At 72.2% G+C, this 18,726-nt stretch carries 18 protein-coding genes; 8 read left to right on the forward strand and 10 right to left on the reverse strand.

Features of this window, described 5'->3' with window-relative positions; all coding sequences use genetic code 11:
- The first annotated feature begins 230 nt into the window (after positions 1 to 230).
- Positions 231 to 569 (forward strand): transcriptional regulator WblA, encoded by a 339-nt coding sequence (gene wblA / locus AB0946_RS10360; RefSeq protein WP_356151450.1) that lies wholly within the window; start codon positions 231 to 233, stop codon positions 567 to 569.
- Positions 570 to 840: 271 nt separating this feature from the next.
- On the opposite strand, the gene AB0946_RS10365 is transcribed toward wblA, so the two are convergent.
- Both AB0946_RS10365 and AB0946_RS10370 read right to left on the reverse strand, forming a co-directional pair.
- Positions 841 to 2,166, reverse strand: coding sequence for an ArsA family ATPase (locus AB0946_RS10365; protein WP_366760144.1), 1,326 nt, complete (start codon positions 2,164 to 2,166; stop codon positions 841 to 843).
- Positions 2,163 to 3,140 carry an ArsA-related P-loop ATPase gene (locus AB0946_RS10370; RefSeq protein ID WP_366760145.1) on the reverse strand — a complete coding sequence of 326 codons (978 nt, stop codon included), beginning with the start codon at positions 3,138 to 3,140 and terminating at the stop codon, positions 2,163 to 2,165. The genes AB0946_RS10365 and AB0946_RS10370 overlap by 4 nt, the downstream gene beginning before the upstream one ends.
- A 107-nt stretch (positions 3,141 to 3,247) precedes the next feature.
- On the opposite strand from AB0946_RS10370, the gene AB0946_RS10375 reads away from it, so the two are divergent.
- From AB0946_RS10375 to AB0946_RS10390, 4 genes are all read left to right on the forward strand, one after another.
- Positions 3,248 to 3,418, forward strand: coding sequence for a hypothetical protein (locus AB0946_RS10375; protein WP_014674017.1), 171 nt, complete (start codon positions 3,248 to 3,250; stop codon positions 3,416 to 3,418).
- A complete protein-coding gene (locus AB0946_RS10380) occupies positions 3,415 to 3,879 on the forward strand; it encodes a RidA family protein (protein ID WP_366760146.1) in 465 nt (154 codons plus the stop codon). Before AB0946_RS10375 ends, AB0946_RS10380 begins: the two co-directional genes overlap by 4 nt.
- A 68-nt stretch (positions 3,880 to 3,947) precedes the next feature.
- On the forward strand, positions 3,948 to 4,889 hold the full coding sequence (locus AB0946_RS10385; protein WP_366760147.1) for an NUDIX hydrolase: 942 nt from the start codon (positions 3,948 to 3,950) through the stop codon (positions 4,887 to 4,889).
- The gene (locus tag AB0946_RS10390) at positions 4,886 to 5,737 is read left to right on the forward strand and encodes an MBL fold metallo-hydrolase (RefSeq protein WP_366760148.1); all 852 of its coding nucleotides are present in this window, start codon (positions 4,886 to 4,888) and stop codon (positions 5,735 to 5,737) included. The genes AB0946_RS10385 and AB0946_RS10390 overlap by 4 nt, the downstream gene beginning before the upstream one ends.
- Here the strand turns inward: AB0946_RS10390 and AB0946_RS10395 are convergent.
- A complete protein-coding gene (locus AB0946_RS10395) occupies positions 5,734 to 6,555 on the reverse strand; it encodes a nucleotidyltransferase domain-containing protein (RefSeq protein ID WP_366760149.1) in 822 nt (273 codons plus the stop codon). The two genes, AB0946_RS10390 and AB0946_RS10395, sit on opposite strands and share 4 nt — an antisense overlap.
- Positions 6,556 to 6,618: 63 nt before the next feature.
- A complete protein-coding gene (locus tag AB0946_RS10400; RefSeq protein ID WP_014674022.1) occupies positions 6,619 to 7,293 on the reverse strand; it encodes a Crp/Fnr family transcriptional regulator in 675 nt (224 codons plus the stop codon).
- 341 nt (positions 7,294 to 7,634) lie between these two features.
- Between AB0946_RS10400 and nth the strand changes: the two genes are divergently transcribed.
- From nth to AB0946_RS10415, 3 genes are read left to right on the forward strand one after another with little or no spacing between them, the layout of a single operon-like run.
- Entirely contained in the window at positions 7,635 to 8,624 is a 990-nt protein-coding gene (gene nth / locus AB0946_RS10405) for an endonuclease III (protein ID WP_366760150.1), read from the forward strand.
- Between the two features lie 54 nt (positions 8,625 to 8,678).
- Positions 8,679 to 9,374: a CoA pyrophosphatase gene (locus AB0946_RS10410; RefSeq protein WP_366760151.1), complete on the forward strand. Its 696-nt coding sequence runs from the start codon at positions 8,679 to 8,681 to the stop codon at positions 9,372 to 9,374.
- 13 nt (positions 9,375 to 9,387) lie between these two features.
- Entirely contained in the window at positions 9,388 to 10,587 is a 1,200-nt protein-coding gene (locus tag AB0946_RS10415) for a MarP family serine protease (protein WP_366760152.1), read from the forward strand.
- 15 nt (positions 10,588 to 10,602) lie between these two features.
- On the opposite strand, the gene AB0946_RS10420 is transcribed toward AB0946_RS10415, so the two are convergent.
- The 6 genes from AB0946_RS10420 to AB0946_RS10445 form a co-directional block, all read right to left on the reverse strand.
- Entirely contained in the window at positions 10,603 to 10,782 is a 180-nt protein-coding gene (locus AB0946_RS10420; protein WP_078629584.1) for a hypothetical protein, read from the reverse strand.
- A gap of 162 nt (positions 10,783 to 10,944) precedes the next feature.
- On the reverse strand, positions 10,945 to 11,868 hold the full coding sequence (locus AB0946_RS10425) for an alpha/beta hydrolase (protein WP_366760153.1): 924 nt from the start codon (positions 11,866 to 11,868) through the stop codon (positions 10,945 to 10,947).
- Positions 11,865 to 12,353 carry a phage holin family protein gene (locus tag AB0946_RS10430; protein WP_366760154.1) on the reverse strand — a complete coding sequence of 163 codons (489 nt, stop codon included), beginning with the start codon at positions 12,351 to 12,353 and terminating at the stop codon, positions 11,865 to 11,867. The genes AB0946_RS10425 and AB0946_RS10430 overlap by 4 nt, the downstream gene beginning before the upstream one ends.
- Before the next feature lie 66 nt (positions 12,354 to 12,419).
- Complete coding sequence (gene nhaA / locus AB0946_RS10435) at positions 12,420 to 13,856, reverse strand: Na+/H+ antiporter NhaA (RefSeq protein ID WP_366760155.1); 1,437 nt, start codon at positions 13,854 to 13,856, stop codon at positions 12,420 to 12,422.
- Positions 13,857 to 14,086: 230 nt separating this feature from the next.
- On the reverse strand, positions 14,087 to 16,042 hold the full coding sequence (gene acs, locus AB0946_RS10440; RefSeq protein WP_366760156.1) for an acetate--CoA ligase: 1,956 nt from the start codon (positions 16,040 to 16,042) through the stop codon (positions 14,087 to 14,089).
- A gap of 91 nt (positions 16,043 to 16,133) precedes the next feature.
- Entirely contained in the window at positions 16,134 to 18,482 is a 2,349-nt protein-coding gene (locus AB0946_RS10445) for a SulP family inorganic anion transporter (RefSeq protein WP_366760157.1), read from the reverse strand.
- Between the last annotated feature and the right edge of the window lie 244 nt (positions 18,483 to 18,726).

The raw sequence follows: 18,726 nt of genomic DNA on the forward strand, positions 1-18,726 counted from the left end.
CCCGATGTGACGTGCCACCACTGTCCCGCTTTGCCGGGATGGTCACGCATGTCGCCAGCTCACTCCCGCGGGTGATCTGCCGCTTACCCATAGTCCGTTCGGGCCATTCAAGATTGGGCCCGCAGGGGGTGTTGCGCTGTCCCCACCTTCCGTAACGTCCTCAACTGGCGGCGGTGAATATGCCGCTGCCGCCGTGGGGGAGCCTCGATTCGGGAGAGGACGGCGCCGGTATGGGCTGGGTAACCGACTGGAGTGCGCAGGCTGCCTGCCGCACTACCGATCCGGATGAACTGTTCGTTCAGGGAGCAGCGCAGAACAGGGCCAAGGCGGTGTGCACCGGATGCCCGGTACGCACGGAATGCCTGGCGGACGCGCTGGACAACCGCGTCGAGTTCGGCGTGTGGGGAGGCATGACGGAGCGTGAGCGCCGCGCACTGCTGCGCCGCCGGCCCACCGTGACCTCCTGGCGGAGACTGCTGGAGACCGCCCGCTCGGAGTACGAGCGCGGCGTGGGCATCGTGCCCCTCGACAACGACGAGGTGTACGAGAACTACGCGGCGGTGAGCTGAGAGCACCCCTGGGGCACGCTCCTGGAGCGCATCGTGGGCACGGTCCGGCGACGGGCGCGTGGTCCTGCGACGGGTACACGCCCCCTGGGCAGCAGCCGTCCGCCTGCGTCTTCCGCGCGCGTGCGCGGAGCCTCGCGGATGTGACGGCGCGCGACCGCCGTTCCTGTGGTCTGCCGCGCCCTGTGACGGGCGGCATCCCGTGGTGAGCGGCGTCCTGGTCTGCCGCGTCCTGTGGTCCGGCCACGTGCCCCCTGGTTCGCGTGCGTTCGGCTTACGTGTGTTCCGGCCGCCCCGCCGCCAGCCGGTCACCGATGTCGCGCAGGCCCGCGAGGTCGTGGACGTCGCCGGGCAGCGCCGGCACCTCCACCACCGCCACCTCGGGGTGACGGGCGGTGAAGCGGTCACGCGTGCGCTGCTCGCGCGCAAGCAGCTGCATGCGGTCGGCGTGCAACCTCAGCAGTCCCGCGGTGAGCCGGTCGACAGAGCGCTCCGTGTCGGCGGGGGAGCCTTCCTCGGAAGCGGCGGCTGCGGGAGTTCGTGAACTGCCGTATGTGTCGGGAGAGTTACGAAGTCCAGCTTTCCCGTCCCCCTGATCGACAATGCGGGGGTCCTCAAGATTTTCCGCGGCGGCGAGCGCCCGCTCGGCCGACAGTCCGCCGGCGCCGCTGCCATGGACCCGGTTGAGCACCAGGCCCATCAGCGGCATGTCCTCCGCGGCCAGCCGCTGCACGAAGTACGCGGCCTCGCGCAGGGCGTCCCGCTCCGGCGCCGCCACCACCAGGAACGCCGTGCCGGGCGCCTGGAGCAGCTTGTAGGTGGCGTCCGCGCGCGTGCGGAAGCCACCGAAGGTGGTGTCCATCGCGGCCACGAACGTCTGCACGTCCTTCAGCAGCTGACCGCCCAGCAGCTTGCCCAGTGTGCCGGTCATCATCGACATGCCGACGTTGAGGAAGGCCATCCCCGCCCGCCCGCCGAGCTTGGCGGGGGCGGTCAGCAGCCGGATGAGCCGGCCGTCCAGGAAGGAGCCGAGCCGCTTGGGGGCGTCCAGGAAGTCCAGCGCCGAGCGGGAGGGCGGGGTGTCGACCACGATCAGGTCCCACTCGTCCTTCGCCCGCAGCTGGCCCAGCTTCTCCATCGCCATGTACTCCTGCGTGCCCGCGAAGCCCGCCGAGAGCGACTGGTAGAAGGGGTTCGCCAGGATCGCGGCGGCCCGCTCGCGGTCCGCGTGCGCCTCCACGACCTCGTCGAAGGTGCGCTTCATGTCGAGCATCATGGCGTGCAGCTCGCCGTCGCCCTCCGTGCCCTTCACCCTGCGCGGCACGTTGTCGAGGGAGTCGATGCCCATCGACTGGGCCAGCCGCTTGGCCGGGTCGATGGTCAGCACGACCACCTTGCGGCCCCGCTCGGCCGCGCGAAGCCCGAGGGCGGCCGCGGTCGTCGTCTTGCCGACCCCGCCCGCGCCGCAGCACACCACGATCCGCGTCCGCGCGTCGTCGAGCAGCGGATCGACGTCCAGCACGCGCGCGGGGGAGAGCCGCGAGCGTGCCGCGTCCTGGTGGGGGGCGGCGTCCTGCGCCTCGGCCGGGTCCGCACTCATGACAACCCCTGCTTCCGCAGCTCGGTGGCGAGTTCGTACAGGCCCGCGAGGTCCATGCCCTCGGCGAGCAGCGGCAGTTCGTGCAGCGGCAGGCCCAGCTCGCCGAGGACCGCGCGCTGCTCCTGCTCCAGCGCGTACCGCTCGGCGTACTCGGCGGCCTGCTCCAGCAGCGGGTCCACCAGCTTCTCGGCGTTCCCGCCGCGCCGGGCCCCGCCCAGGCCGGCCGCCGAGAGCGCCTGCGCGACCGATGAACGCTCCACGGTCCGTACGAGTTCCAGATCGGCCGCGTCCAACACCTCCGGCCGCACCATGTTCACGATGACCCGGCCCACCGGCAGCCGGGCCGCGCGGAGCTCGGCGATGCCGTCGGCCGTCTCCTGGACCGGCATCTCCTCCAGCAGGGCCACCAGGTGCACGGCCGTCTCCGGCGACTTCAGCACCCGCATGACGGCCTGCGCCTGATTGTGTATCGGGCCGATCTTCGCGAGGCCCGCCACCTCGTCGTTGACGTTCAGGAAGCGGGTGATGCGGCCGGTCGGCGGGGCGTCCATGACGACGTAGTCGTAGGCGAACCTCCCCGACCTGTCCTTGCGGCGCACCGCCTCGCACGCCTTGCCGGTCAGCAGGACGTCCCTGAGACCGGGCGCGACGGTGGTGGCGAAATCGATCGCGCCCAGCTTCTTCAGCGCCCGGCCCGCGCCGCCGAGCTTGTAGAACATCTGGAGATAGTCCAAAAGGGCCAGTTCCGGATCGATGGCGAGGGCGTACACCTCGCCTCCGCCCGGAGCGACCGCGATCTTCCGCTCCTCGTACGGAAGTGCCTCCGTCTCGAAGAGCTGCGCGATGCCCTGCCGGCCCTCGACCTCCACGAGAAGCGTCCGCTTCCCCTCGGTCGCGAGGGCCAGCGCGAGTGCGGCGGCGACCGTCGTCTTTCCGGTCCCGCCCTTGCCGCTGACGACCTGGAGCCTGCTCACATCTTCGAGACTAACCAGTCCGGGCGACACTCACGCGGCAGGCTGTGGACAACGGGGGCCGTGGTGGGCCGCCGGACCCCCCGGTCACAGCGGCTACAGTCGCCCCCATGACCAAGAAGTGGGAATACCAGACCGTGCCGCTGCTGATCCACGCGACGAAGCAGATCCTGGACAGCTGGGGCGACCAGGGCTACGAACTCGTCCAGGTCGTGCCCGGGCCCAACCCGGAGTCGCTCGTGGCGTACCTGAAGCGGGAGAAGCCGGAGGCGGACGCGTGAGCGCGGTCGAGGCCAGGCTGGCCGAACTGGGTCTGACCCTGCCGGACGTCGTACCGCCGCTGGCCGCGTACCAGCCGGCCGTGCGGTCGGGGGTGTACGTCTACACCGCCGGCCAGCTGCCGATGGTGGAGGGCAAGCTGCCGGTCACCGGCAAGGTGGGCGCCGAGGTCACGGCGGAGGAGGCCAAGGAGCTGGCCCGCACCTGCGCGCTGAACGCGCTCGCTGCCGTGAAGTCCGTCGTCGGCGACCTGGACCGCATCGCGCGCGTGGTGAAGGTCGTCGGCTTCGTCGCCTCGGCGGCCGACTTCACCGGTCAGCCCGGTGTCGTCAACGGCGCCAGCGAACTGCTCGGTGAGGTGCTCGGGGAGAAGGGCGTGCACGCCCGCAGCGCGGTCGGCGTCGCGGTGCTGCCGCTGGACGCGCCCGTCGAGGTGGAGATCCAGGTCGAGCTGGACCGGTAGACCCCCGGCAGGCCCGCTGACCTCGGGTACCTCTCGAACATTCGCCCTACACGGGATAGCCTCCGGCCATGGCGAACGGTCAGTGGTACCCCCCGGAGTGGCCCGACCGCATCCGCGCGCTCGCGGACGGCACCCTCACCCCGGTGACCCCGAGGCGCGCGGCCACGGTGCTGCTCCTGAAGGACACCCCGGACGGGCCGGTCGTCCACATGCTGCGCAGACGCGCCTCCATGGCCTTCGCCGGAGGCGCGTACGCGTATCCCGGGGGCGGTGTCGACCCGCGGGACGACGACCGGCAGATCCGCTGGGCGGGCCCCACGCGCGCGTGGTGGGCCGAACGGCTCGGCGTGGACGCGGCGGGCGCCCAGGCGATCGTCTGCGCGGCCGTGCGGGAGACCTACGAGGAGGCCGGCGTGCTGCTCGCCGGCCCCGGCCCGCGGTCGGTCGTCGGCGACACCACCGGCGACGACTGGGAGGCCGACCGCGCCGCCCTGGTCGCGCGCGAGCTGTCCTTCGCCGAGTTCCTCGAACGGCGCGGCCTGGTGCTGCGCTCGGACCTGCTGGGCGCCTGGACCCGGTGGATCACCCCGGAGTTCGAGGCCCGCCGCTACGACACCTGGTTCTTCGTGGCCGCCCTCCCCGAGGGGCAGCGCACCCGGAACGCCTCCACGGAGGCCGACCGCACGGTGTGGATCCGCCCCGAGGAGGCCGCCGCCGGGTACGACAAGGGCGAGCTGCTGATGATGCCGCCCACCATCGCCACGCTGCGCCAGCTGCTCCCGTACCGCACCGCCGCCGAGGCGCTGGCAGCCGCCCCCGCGCGCGACATGACCCCGGTGCTCGCCCGGGCCCGCCTCCAGGACGGCGGGATCGTCCTCTCCTGGCCCGGGCACGACGAGTTCACCAAGCACGTCCCGGCCGCCCCGGCGCCCGCCGGGACACCCGTACCGGCCCCGGCCGGGACGGCCGTACCGACGCCCGCTGACACGACCGGTGGAGGCCCCGCATGACCGACGCAGCAGCCCTGCCGGGCCAGCCCCGGGGCGGAGTGCTCTCGGGGCCGGCCACCGAACGGGCCGTCAACGTGCTGGCGCCCAACCCCTCGGCGATGACCCTGGACGGCACCAACACCTGGATCGTCGCCGAGCCCGGCTCCGACCTGGCCGTGGTGATCGACCCCGGGCCGCTGGACGACGGCCACCTGCGCAACGTCGTGGACACGGCCGAGAAGGCCGGCAAGCGCATAGCCCTCACCCTGCTCACCCACGGCCATCCCGACCACGCCGAGGGCGCCGCCCGCTTCGCCGAACTGACCGCCACGCGCGTGCGTGCCCTCGATCCGGGCCTGCGGCTGGGCGACGAGGGTCTGGCCGCCGGAGACGTCGTCACCGTCGGCGGCCTCGAGCTGAGAGTCGTGCCGACCCCCGGGCACACCGCGGACTCGCTGTCCTTCCACCTCCCGGCCGACCGGGCGGTGCTGACCGGCGACACCGTCCTCGGGCGCGGCACGACGGTCGTGGCCCACCCCGACGGCCGGCTCGGCGACTATCTGGACTCCCTGCGCCGCCTGCGGTCCCTGACGGTGGACGACGGCGTGCGCACCGTCCTGCCGGGCCACGGGCCGGTCCTCGACGACGCCCAGGGCGCCGTCGAGTTCTACCTCGCCCACCGCGCCCACCGGCTCGCCCAGGTGGAGACGGCGGTCGAGAACGGCTACCGCACCCCGGCCCAGGTCGTCGCCCATGTGTACGCCGACGTCGACCGCTCGCTGTGGCCGGCGGCGGAACTGTCGGTCCGGGCCCAGCTGGACTACCTCAGCGAGCACGGGCTGATCCAGGCCGGGAACGACATGTCCTAGTCCGGTCGCGGCGCCTTCACGCCGTGCACGCGCGCGTACTCCGCCGCGAGCCAGGGGCCCAGGTCGTCGACGTACGACCGCAGGACGTCCGGGTCGCCGACCGGTTCGTAGCCGTACCCGGCCGCCGTACGCACCTGTGCGGCCCGCCCCGGGTAGTACGCGCCGAACACGTCGGCCATCTCGCGCAGATCGCTGGTCCAGCCCTGCCAGCGCGGCATGACGAGCGTGAAGGCGGTGCGGACGAGATGCCGGGACATGAAGCGCACGAGCGGCCTGCGGGCCTCCTCGGTGTCCCGCGCCCCCGCGATCCGCTCGCGCCAGCGCGGCAGAAGCCGGGCGAGGTCGCCGTTGGTCTCGCGGGCCAGCAGGGAGTCGGGGCGGTAGCGGGGCAGGTGCGCGGCGAGGTCGTCGCCGAGCAGCGGGGTGCACAGGCAGGCGACGAACCACCCCATGTCGTGGCGTTCCAGGTCGCTCAGCAGCCGCTCCCGGCCGTAGAGCAGTGTGCCGACGCCGTCGATCTGCGGGAACTCCCGGTCGACCGCCTCACCGAGGACGCGCAGGGCGTCCCGGTCGGCGTCGGTCGGCTCCTCGCGCAGGGCCACCAGGAGGTCCAGGTCGCTGCGCCCCACGCGCGCGGTGCCGCGCGGGACCGACCCGAAGAGGTAGGCGCTGTGCAGGCGGGTGCCGAGGGCGGCCGGCAGCCGGTCGCGGACGGCGGCCACGACCGGGCGGAAGGCGGGCCGCACGCGCGCGAGGGAACCCTCCCGGACGAAGCGGCCCTGGGCGTCGACGCCACCGGGGGCGGGGAGCACGGTCATGGGCCTACTGTGCCGTCCGCCGACGCCGGGGGCAGCAGGTTTTTCCGGCGGCCGGGTCCCGCGTCAGCGCGACCGCTTCGCCAGCCTCTCCACGTCCAGCAGGATCACGGCCCGCGCCTCCAGGCGGAGCCAGCCGCGCTGGGCGAAGTCCGCCAGCGCCTTGTTCACGGTCTCGCGGGAGGCGCCGACCAGCTGGGCCAGCTCCTCCTGGGTGAGGTCGTGGACGACGTGGATGCCCTCCTCGGACTGCACGCCGAAGCGGCGGGAGAGGTCCAGCAGGGCGCGCGCCACGCGGCCGGGGACGTCCGAGAAGACCAGGTCGGACATGGCGTCGTTGGTCTTGCGCAGGCGGCGGGCGACGGCGCGCAGCAGGGCGCCGGCGACCTCGGGCCGGGCGTTCAGCCAGGGCTGGAGGTCACCGTGGCCGAGACCGAGCAGCTTGACCTCGGTCAGCGCGGTGGCGGTGGCCGTGCGGGGGCCCGGGTCGAACAGCGACAGCTCGCCGATCAGCTCGCCGGGGCCCACGACGGCGAGCATGTTCTCGCGGCCGTCGGGGGAGGTCCGGTGCAGCTTGACCTTGCCCTCGGTGACGACGTACAGCCGGTCCCCCGGGTCACCCTCGTGGAACAGGGAGTCGCCGCGTGCGAGGGTCACCTCACTCATGGAGGCGCGAAGCTCCGCGGCCTGCTCGTCGTCGAGAGCCGCGAAGAGCGGGTTGCGCCGCAGAACGTCGTCCACGAGTTCTCTCCTTGTCGACCTGCTCAGGGGATCTTGCTCCCCCGTGTGCCAGGGGACCGTGTTCCCCATTTTGCCGGACGGTCCGAACAGTGTGATCTGTCACAAGGATGCCGCACAGGTGTCCCGGGGTAAGCGTCAGGGGTCCGATCGGGGGCCGCTCAGCGGGCTCCGGCGCGGATGTCGGTGCCGGGCTTTAGGCTGGCCGGGTGTCCAAATCGCCGGTGAGAGCACAGGGCAAGGGGGCTGGGCGGGTGGTTGCGCGTCATGATTCCGCTGTGGGCGAACAGGATCCCGGTGGAAGTAATAAAACAGGCAAATCGGCTAAAAAGGTCGCCGCTGTCGTGAAGAAGAGCGCTGCCGAGAAGGCCCCAGTGGCGAAGAAGGCTGTGGCGAAGAAGACCTCCGCGGCGAAGAAGACCGCTGCCGCCAAGAAGACCGCGGCCGGCAGGAAGACCCCGGCCCTGAAGAAGGCCGCTGCCGTGAAGGAGGCCGCGTCCGTCGGGAAGCCCGCCGGGGAGGATGCCCCCGTCAGGAAGACCGCCGTGGCGCCCCCGTCCGGCGAGTCCCCCACCGCCCTGGTCCGCCGCGCCCGCCGGATCAACCGCGAGCTGGCCGAGGTGTACCCCTACGCCCACCCGGAACTGGACTTCGAGAACCCCTTCCAGCTGCTGGTCGCCACCGTGCTGTCGGCCCAGACCACCGACCTGCGCGTCAACCAGACCACCCCGGCGCTCTTCGCCAGGTACCCCACCCCCGAGGACCTCGCCGCCGCCAACCCGGAGGAGGTCGAGGAGATCCTGCGCCCCTGCGGCTTCTTCCGCGCCAAGACCAAGTCGGTCATAGGGCTCTCCAAGGCGCTCGTCGAGACCTTCGGCGGCGAGGTGCCCGGCAGGCTGGAGGAGCTGGTCACACTGCCCGGCGTGGGCCGCAAGACCGCCTTCGTCGTCCTCGGCAACGCCTTCGGCCGGCCCGGGATCACCGTGGACACCCACTTCCAGCGGCTGGTCCGGCGCTGGCGGTGGACCGACGAGACCGACCCCGACAAGATCGAGGCCGCCGTCGGCGCGCTCTTCCCGAAGAGCGACTGGACCGACCTGTCCCACCACGTGATCTGGCACGGCCGCCGTATCTGCCACGCCCGCAAGCCCGCCTGCGGCGCCTGCCCGATCGCTCCGCTCTGCCCGGCCTACGGGGAGGGCGAGACCGACCCGGAGAAGGCGAAGAAGCTGCTGAAGTACGAGAAGGGCGGCTTCCCGGGGCAGCGGCTCAAGCCCCCGCAGGCCTACCTCGACGCCGGCGGCAGACCGGCGCCGCCGCTGGGGGCCGCGTGACGGAACGAACCGGGGGCCCTCGGCGTTGGAGAGGGCGGAGCGACGGGGGTGGCGATGACGAGGGCCAGTGACACACAGGGCGGTCCGGTGACGCTCAGCACGGAAGGGCTGCCGGACTGGCTGGAGCCCGTGGTGCGCGCCGCCGAGACGATCCAGCCGCTCCAGCTGAGCCGCTTCCTGCCGCCGGAGAACGGCTCGGGGCGGCAGTCGGCCGTGCTGATCCTGTTCGGCGAGGGGGAGCGCGGCCCGGAGCTGCTGCTCATGGAGCGCGCGGGCTCGCTGCGCTCCCACGCCGGGCAGCCGTCGTTCCCGGGCGGCGCGCTCGATCCGGAGGACGGTGATCCGCAAGGCGACGGGCCCTTGCGGGCCGCGCTGCGCGAGGCCGAGGAGGAGACCGGGCTCGATCCGTCCGGCGTGCAGCTCTTCGGCGTGCTGCCGAGGCTGTACATCCCGGTCAGCGGCTTCGTCGTCACCCCCGTGCTGGGCTGGTGGCGCGAGCCCAGCCCGGTCGGCGTCGTCGACCCGAACGAGACCGCGCGGGTCTTCACCGTCCCCGTGGCGGATCTCACGGACCCCGCCCACCGCGCCACCGCCGTCCACCCCCGTGGCCACAGCGGCCCGGCATTCCTGGTCGAATCGGCCCTGGTGTGGGGCTTCACGGCGGGCGTGATCGACCGCCTGCTGCACTTCGCGGGCTGGGAGCGCCCCTGGGACCGCGGCAAGCAGGTCCCGCTCGACTGGCACGCATGACAGGGTGATCCCCGTGAACGTGCTGGACATCCTGCTGCTGGTCGCGGCCGTGTGGTTCGCGGTGGTGGGCTACCGCCAGGGCTTCGTCGTCGGCATCCTGTCGGTGATCGGGTTCCTGGGCGGCGGCCTGGTCGCCGTGTACACGCTGCCCGTCATCTGGGACGCCGTGACCGGCAAGGCGGAGGTCGGCACCACCGCCGCCGTCGTCGCCGTGGTCGTCGTGATCGTCTGTGCCTCCGTGGGCCAGGCCCTGACCACCCACCTGGGCAACAAGCTGCGCCGGCACATCACCTGGTCCCCGGCGCGCGCCCTGGACGCCACCGGCGGCGCCCTCGTCAACGTCGTCGCGATGCTCCTGGTCGCCTGGCTGATCGGCTCGGCCCTGGCCGGTACGACGCTGCCGACGCTCGGCAGGGAGGTGCGCGGCTCCAGAGTGCTCCTGGGGGTCTCCCGGGCGCTGCCCGCGCAGGCCGACACCTGGTTCGCGGACTTCTCCTCCGTGCTCGCGCAGAACGGCTTCCCGCAGGTCTTCAGCCCGTTTTCCAACGAGCCGATCAAGGACGTACAGCCGCCCGACCCGGCCCTGGAGAGCAGCCCGGTCGCCTTCCACGCCCAGCGTTCCATCGTCAAGGTCACCGGCACCGCCCAGAGCTGCGGCAAGGTCCTGGAGGGCAGCGGGTTCGTCTTCGCCGACCGCCGCGTGATGACCAACGCGCACGTCGTCGGCGGGGTCGACGCGCCGCGCGTGCAGATAGGCGGGCAGGGCCGCAGGTACGACGCGAAGGTCGTCCTGTACGACTGGAAGCGCGACATCGCCGTCCTCGACGTACCGGACCTGAAGGCGACCGCCCTGCGGTTCACCTCGCGGGACGCGACCTGGGGCGACGGCGCGATCGTCGCGGGCTTCCCGGAGAACGGCTCGTACGACGTGCGTGCCGCGCGCGTGCGCGGGCGCATCACGGCCAACGGCCCCGACATCTACCATCGCGGTACGGTCCGCCGCGACGTCTACTCCCTCTACGCCACCGTCCGTCAGGGCAACTCCGGCGGCCCCCTGCTCACCCCGGACGGCAAGGTGTACGGCGTGGTGTTCGCCAAGTCCCTCGACGACGCGGACACCGGCTACGCCCTGACGGCGGACGAGATCCGGGCCGACATCGAGCGGGGGCGTACGGCGAACGAACAGGTGGGTACGGACAGCTGCGCCCTGTAGGGCGACGCGGCGCGTTCAGCCCCGCGGGTGACGCAGGCGCACCGAGACCCAGCGGGCCCGGCGGCGCAGGATGCGTGGGATCCCCACCCGCAGGTCCGCTTCCGCGAGTTGCGGGGTGCCTCGCTGAGGCGTGCTCAGGCCCGTGGCCGAGCGGCGGTTGCGGGGTGCGTCACTGTAGTCGTGCGTCCAGCCCATACCCCGACGTGTGCCCCCGCCCCAAGGTCGATAACCGCCTGCACGCCCCCCAATTGGCCTATGCGGCGGGCATGTGGCCGTTCGGGGGACAACTGTTCAGGAAATCGGATACTCCACGCATCGAACCTTCACCGCACGGTCACCGGACGGGCGTCTGACGCCTCATCGGTCCGGCTCGGGATCCTTGAGCCAGTTGATCAGTTCGGTGGAGAACGCCGCCGGGTCCTCCTCGTGCGGGAAGTGCCCGAGCCCGTCGAACAGCCGCCAACGGTAGGGCGCTTCGACGTACTCGCCCGAACCGGCCGCGCTGCGCGTCCGGGTGACCGGGTCCAGCGAGCCGTGCAGGTGCAGCGTCGGCACCCGTACGGGCCGTTTCATCCGGCGGTAGAACTGCACGCCGTCCGGCCGGGCCAGCGAACGCACCAGCCAGCGGTACGGCTCGATCGCGCAGTGCGCGGTGGACGGGATGCACATCGCCCGCCGGTACGTCTCCACGGCCGCGTCCTCCGGCGGCCTCGGCCCGGACCAGTCCCGGATCAGCCGGCCCGCCAGCGCGCCCTCGTCGGCGGTCAGTTGGCGCTCGGGGATCCAGGGCCGCTGGAAGCCCCAGATGTAGGAGTTGGCGGCCGTCTGCCGGGCGTCACGCAGCATCGCCGCGCGCCAGCGCCGCGGATGCGGCATGGACGCCACCGCCAGGCGCCGTACGAGCTTGGGCCGCATGGCCGCCGCCGTCCACGCCAGATAGCCGCCGAGGTCGTGGCCGACCAGCGCGGCGTCCGGCTCGCCGAGGGACCGGATCACCCCCGTGACGTCCAGCGCGAGGTTGGCGGGGTCGTAACCGCGGGGCGTGCGGTCGCTGCCGCCGACGCCCCGCAGGTCCATCGCCACCGCCCGGTAGCCCGCCTCCGCGAGCGCGGTCAGCTGATGCCGCCACGTCCACCAGAACTGCGGGAAGCCGTGCAGGAGCAGGACCAGCGGGCCGTCGCCGAGTTCGGCGATGTGGAAGCGTGCGCCGTTCGCGGCGACGTCCCTGTGGCTCCAGGGACCTTCGATCCGTACGGCCGAGGGAGCGGCGGGGTCCGTCATGACGACGAGCGTGCCACAGCCTCGATGGCCGCGGGAGCCCGGTCCTCGGGCAGCTCCGGACGCGGGTGCGGCTTGGCGTTCTGCAGGACGCCCGCCGACTGCTTCATCGAGGCCGCCACCTTCTGCGGGCCCTGACCCCTCTTGGCCTTCTTCGCGAACACCGTGCCGATGAGCGCGAGGAGGCCGGCGACCAGCACGTTGGCCGCGAAGGAGAGCACGAAGCAGATCGCCAGGTTCCAGTGGCTCCAGGTCCGGATGCCGTAGGCCAGGGCGAAGTTGAGCATCGGCAGGGAGAACACCAGGACCGCGCCCGCCATCGAGAAGGCGCCGCCGCTGACCGCACCGCGCTTCACGTCCTGCTTGAGCTGGGCCTTGGCCAGCGCGATCTCGTCGTGCACCAGCGCCGACAATTCGGTCGTCGCCGAGGCGAACAGCTGGCCGATGCTGCGTTCGGCGCCGACCGGGCTGCCGTCGGGTGCGCTCATCGCGTTCTCCCTCAGAGGTCTCTCGTGGGTCTTGCGTACCGTCTTGATTTGTACCGTCTCGTCAGATCATGCCGGACGGCCGTCCTCCTCGCCTGCCCCGCCCGGCACTTCCTGAAGCTTGTGGCGGGCCTCGGCGGCCAGCCGGCGGTGTTCGGCGGCCTTGCGCTCGTGGATCTCGGCCATCCGGAGGTGGTACGCCGGGTCGTCCTGCTCGTAGACGTCCGGGATGCCGTCGAGGTCCTCGTCGCGCTCCTCCTCCTCGCACATCCGGCGGTACTTGGTGTTGCGCAGCTTCAGCAGCACGGTGGCGCACGACGCCGCGATCAGCGACCCGGTCAGCACGGCCGCCTTCACCTCGTCGGTCAGTACGGCGTCGCCCTCGAAGGCCAGCTCGCCGATGAGCAGCGAGACCGTGAACCCGATCCCGGCGAGCGTCGCCACCGCGAAGACGTCGGCCCACGCCAGGCCCTCGCCGAGCTGCGCGCGGGTGAAGCGGACGGTCAGCCAGGCGCCGCCGAAGACGCCGATCGTCTTGCCCACGACCAGGCCGAGCACCACGCCGAGCGTCTCGGGCCGCGTGAACACGTCCCCGAGCGCCCCGCCGGATATCGACACACCGGCACTGAACAGCGCGAACAGCGGTACGGCGAGCCCGGCGGACAGGGGCCGCACCAGATGCTCGATGCGCTCGGCCGGAGAGCACTCCTCACCCTCGCGGGTGGTGCAGCGCAGCATCAGGCCCATCGCCACGCCGGCGATCGTGGCGTGCACGCCGCTGTGGTACATCAGCGCCCAGACGACGACCCCGAGCGGCACGTACACGTACCAGCCGCGCACGCCCTTGCGCAGCAGCAGCCAGAAGAGCGCGAGGCCGGCGACGGCCCCGCCGAGGGCGGCGAAGTCCAGCCGGTCGGTGAAGAAGACCGCGATGACCAGGATGGCGAAGAGGTCGTCGACCACCGCGAGGGTGAGCAGGAAGGCACGCAGGGCGCTGGGCAGTGAGGTGCCGATGACCGCGAGGACGGCGAGCGCGAAGGCGATGTCGGTGGCGGTGGGCACCGCCCAGCCCTGCGTGGAGCCGTGCCCGGCGACGTTGGTGAGGGTGTACACGAGTGCCGGTACGGCCATCCCGCACAGCGCCGCCACCACGGGCAGCACGGCGGCCCGGGGATCGCGCAGGTCACCGGCGACCAGCTCGCGCTTGAGCTCGATGCCGGCGACGAAGAAGAACACGGCGAGCAGGCCGTCGGCGGCCCAGTGGGCGACGGAGAGGTGCAGGCCGAGGGCTGCGGGGCCGGCGTGGAAGTCGCCGGCCGTCTCGTAGCCGTGGCGGATGCCGGGGACGTTCGCCCAGACCAGCGCGGCCACGGCGGCGAGGAGCAGCAGCACACCGCCGACGGTCTCGGTGCGCAGCGCGTCCGCGACGAAGGCGCGCTCGGGAAGCGACAGGCGGCCGAGGACCTTGCGGGAGGTGGTGCGGGGGCGGGTGGGTGGCGCGGTCACGGGGGGACCTCCGGGGCAGGCGGGACTCACATGCCGACCAGACTTCCCGGCGCACCTGGAGTGCCGTTCCGTACGGCACTTTGTTTACTTTACCTAAAGTGCCGTACGCCCGGGCCCGGTGTCCGCTGATCTTCACTGTGGACGCCCGAGGGGCACCCGGCACGTTCGCCGCCCGGGTGCCCCTCGGGGTGCCGCTCAGTCCTCTGGTCCCGCTCAGACCCGCGGTCCGCTCAGTCCTCGCTGGGCGATGCGGGCAGCTTGGCCTGGATGAGGTCCATGACGGTGGAGTCCGTCAGCGTGGTCACGTCCCCGAGCTGGCGGTTCTCGGCGACGTCCCGCAGCAGACGGCGCATGATCTTGCCGGAGCGGGTCTTGGGCAGGTCCGCCACCGGCAGGATCCGCTTGGGCTTGGCGATCGGGCCGAGCGTCGCGCCGACGTGGTCGCGCAGCTCCCCGAGGAGCGCCTCGTTCTCCGAGGCCGTGCCGCGCAGGATGACGAAGGCGACGATGGCCTGGCCGGTGGTCTCGTCCGCGGCGCCCACGACGGCGGCCTCGGCCACCGACGGGTGCGAGACGAGCGCCGACTCCACCTCGGTGGTGGAGATGTTGTGCCCGGAGACGAGCATCACGTCGTCCACCCGGCCCAGCAGCCAGATGTCCCCGTCGTCGTCCTTCTTCGCGCCGTCACCGGCGAAGTACCTGCCCTCGAAGCGGGACCAGTAGGTGTCGATGAACCGCTGGTCGTCGCCCCAGATGGTGCGCAGCATCGACGGCCACGGCTCGGTCAGCACCAGGTAGCCGCCGCCGCCGTCGGGCACCTCGTTCGCCTCGTCGTCGACGACGGTCGCGCTGATGCCGGGCAGGGGACGCTGCGCCGAACCGGGCTTGGCCTCGGTGACTCCGGGCAGCGGCGAGATCATCATGGCGCCGGTCTCGGTCTGCCACCAGGTGTCCACGACCGGCGTCCGGTCGGCGCCGATGTGCTTGCGGTACCAGACCCAGGCCTCGGGGTTGATGGGCTCGCCCACCGAGCCGAGGATCCGCAGGGAGGACAGGTCGAACTTGGCGGGGATGTCGTCGCCCCACTTCATGAACGTCCGGATCGCGGTCGGCGCCGTGTAGAGGATCGTGACCTTGTACTTCTGCACGATCTCCCAGAACCGGCCCTGGTGCGGGGTGTCCGGCGTGCCCTCGTACATCACCTGCGTCGCACCGTTGGCCAGCGGGCCGTACACGATGTACGAGTGCCCGGTCACCCAGCCGACGTCGGCCGTGCACCAGTACACGTCCGTCTCCGGCTTCAGGTCGAAGACCGCCCAGTGGGTGTAGGCCGCCTGGGTGAGGTAGCCGCCGGAGGTGTGCAGGATGCCCTTCGGCTTCCCCGTCGTGCCGGAGGTGTAGAGGATGAACAGCGGGTGCTCCGCGTCGAACGCCTCCGGGGTGTGCTCGGCCGGCTGGCGGGCGACGACGTCGTCCCACCACAGGTCCCGGCCCTCGGTCCAGGCCACCTCCTGGCCGGTGCGGCGGACCACGAGGACGTGCTCGACGTTGTCCACCTTGCCGATCGCCTCGTCCACGGCCGGCTTGAGCGCGGACGGCTTGCCGCGCCGGTAGCCGCCGTCGGCGGTGATGACCACCTTGGCGTCCGCGTCCCTGATCCGGGTCGCGAGCGCGTCCGCCGAGAAGCCGCCGAAGACGACCGAGTGGGCGGCGCCGATCCGGGCCGAGGCCAGCATCGCGATCGCGGTCTCCGGGATCATCGGCATGTAGATGGCGACGCGGTCGCCCTTGCGCACGCCCAGCTCCAGCAGGGCGTTCGCGGCCCTGGAGACCTCGTCCTTCAGCTCCGCGTAGGTGATCGCCCGGCTGTCGCCGGGCTCACCCTCGAAGTGGATGGCGACGCGGTCCCCGTGCCCGGCCTCCACATGCCGGTCCACACAGTTGTAGGCGACGTTCAGCTCGCCGTCCTTGAACCACTTCGCGAACGGCGGGTTCGACCAGTCCAGCGTCTCGGTCGGTTCCTTGGCCCAGGTCAGCCGGCGGGCCTGCTCGGCCCAGAAGCCGAGCCTGTCAGCCTTGGCCTGTTCATACGCCTCCGCGGTGACGTTGGCGTGCGCTGCCAGGTCGGCGGGCGGCGCGAACCTGCGTTCTTCCTTGAGCAGGTTGGCCAGGCTCTCGTTGCTCACGACATCTCCCTTTCGAAGGGTGTCCGTTGTGTCCCAGGCCACAGCTCATCAGACCCGGGGTCCGATGACAAGGGTCGACCGGAAAATTGGTTTAGACCTGTTCGCCGCTCGTGACCCGCACCGCTTCGCGTGCCTCCTCACCTCCCCCGATGCCTCCCGTGACGTCCTCGAACACCGCTCTTTCACCCGTCCCCGCGAGCAGGTACGCCTGCGCCTCGCCCACGTGGAAATACATGCCGTGCAGCTCCAGTGCCCCCTCGGCCAGCGCCCGGGCCACCGGCCCGTGCGCCCTCAGATGCGCCAACTGCTGCATCACGTTGGCCAGGCACAGCAGCTCCACCGCGTCCGCGGGCTCCCGCCCGGCCAGCCGGGGCCGCCCGGGGTGATCACCGGCCGTCCGAGCCAGGCTCGGCAGCCCGTGCCGCAGCCACCGCTGGAGCGGGGTGCTGCCCTCCTCCCGGCCGGCCCCCGAGGCCAGCAGTGCCTGCATCGCCCCGCACCCGGAGTGCCCGCACACCGTGATCGAACGCACCCCGAGCACGTCCACCGCGTACTCGATGGCGGCGGCCACCGAGTCGTCGCCGTGCTCCTCGCCCGGCGGCGGCACCAGGTTGCCGACGTTGCGGACGACGAACAGGTCGCCGGGACCACTGGCGGTGATCATCGACGTGACGAGCCGGGAATCGGCGCAGGTCAGGAAGAGCTGGGAGGGCTGCTGGCCCTCCCGGGCGAGCCGCGCCAGCTCCTCCCGCACCAGCGGCGCGGTGTTCCGCTGGAACGAGCTGATGCCACGGGCCAGTTCCCGGCCGGCCCCCTGGCCCGCCGGGGCGGCGGTCGCGGCGAAGCAGGCCTGGTGGTTGCGCCAGGGGGTCCAGGGGCGGCACCGGCACTCGGTGGCCGGGGCCTGCTCGGCGGTCCGGATTCCGTCGCGCCGGCCCGACAGCTCGGCCGTGCCTCCCCGCGCGGTGTGGGAGGTGCGCCAGTCCTGCAGCGACTCGTACGCCGCGTGGTCCATGAACGAACCGTCCAACTCCACGACGGCGTGGGCGCCCTGGGGCACGAGGTGCAGGGTTCTGCTGAGCCGGGGCACCGCGAGGAAGGTCAGCTGGCCCCGGACGCGTACGTGGTGGACTCCTTCCTTCTCGTGGTGGGTGATGCGGGTGCGGGCGAGGCGGTGCAGGGCGACGGCGACCGCCACGGCGACCCCGAGGAACACGCCCTGGAGGACACCGAGGACCACCACGCCGAGTGTGGTCGCGGCGTAGACCGGCACTTCGCGGTGGCGCGTCACCGTGCGGATGTGGTGCAGGGACACCATCTGGATGCCGACGGCCATCACCAGGGCGGCGAGGGAGGCGAGGGGGATCTCCTCCAGGACCGGGACCATCAGCAGCGCGGCGACTACTACGAGAACGCCGTGCACCATCGTGGAGTTCCGGCTGACGGCACCTGATTTCACGTTCGCCGTACTGCGTACCGCCACCCCCGCGATGGGCAGTCCGCCGAGGGCTCCGGAGACGATGTTGGCGGCGCCCTGGCCGAGCAGCTCCCGGTCCAGGTCGGAGCGGCCGATGCGGGACTGCGGCCCGGTGCGGGCGGCGACCAGCTTGTCCACGGCGACCGCGCCCAGCAGCGACTGCACGCTGCACACCAGGGTGGTGGTGAGCACCGCGGCCACCAGGCCGAGCGCGGGGCCCTCGGGCAGTCCCGCCAGGGCGTGGCTGTGCCAGGACGGCAGTCCGACCCGGGGAAGGCTCAGTCCCGTGAGGGCGGCGGTCGCGGCGGCTCCGGTGACGGCGACGAGGGGGGCCGGCACCCTGCGCAGCAGCCGGCCGGCGCGGCCGGGCAGGCGGGGCCACGCCAGCAGCAGGGCCAGGGTCAGCGCGCTCATCGACACGGCGGCCGGGTGCAGACCGGCCAACTGGGCGGGCAGCTGGCGCAGGTTGGCGAGGACGGAGCTGTCCGGGTTGCCGCCGAGGACGATGTGCAGCTGGGCGACGGCGATGGTGATGCCGATGCCGGCCAGCATGCCGTGCACCACGGCCGGGCTGACCGCGAGCGCGCCGCGCGCCACCCGCAGGCAGCCGAGGCCGAGTTGGGCGAGACCCGCGAGAACGGTGATGCCGCAGGTGGCCCGCCAGCCGTAATGGTGGATCAGGTCGGCGGTGACCACGGTGAGTCCGGCGGCGGGCCCGCTGACCTGGAGGGGGCAGCCGCCCAGCCGCCCGACGACGATCCCGCCGACCGCGGCGGCGACGAGTCCGGCCTGGAGCGGGGCGCCGGTGGCCAGGGCGATGCCGAGGGAGAGCGGCAGGGCGATCAGGAAGACCGCGACGGCCGCCGACAGATCGGCGCCCTCGACGCGGAAGCGTCGGCGGGTCGGTGCGGGGTCGTGCGGGGGGTGGGGCTGCTGGGTGTGAGGGGGTGCGCAGGCGGACATGTTCCCGTCTCCTCCGGGGCGGCGCGGTCGCGGACTGGGTGGGAGCCGCGGCGATGGGCGGGCTCGGTCGCGGCCGTGGGTCACGGCGTGCAGCGGCGGGATGGATCAACGCTCGGTAAAAGAACCGTAATGCCAAGTAAAGCCAAAGCATAGCTTTATGAGGCAAATGGGGTGGAAGATCGACCACTTGAGTGAATTAATCATTTGATCGGCTTGTCGTACTAATTCCTTCTTAGTCCCGTGC

The organism is Streptomyces sp. NPDC046870 (genome assembly GCF_040704595.1).
GTDB classification, from domain to species: Bacteria; Actinomycetota; Actinomycetes; order Streptomycetales; family Streptomycetaceae; genus Streptomyces; species Streptomyces argyrophylli.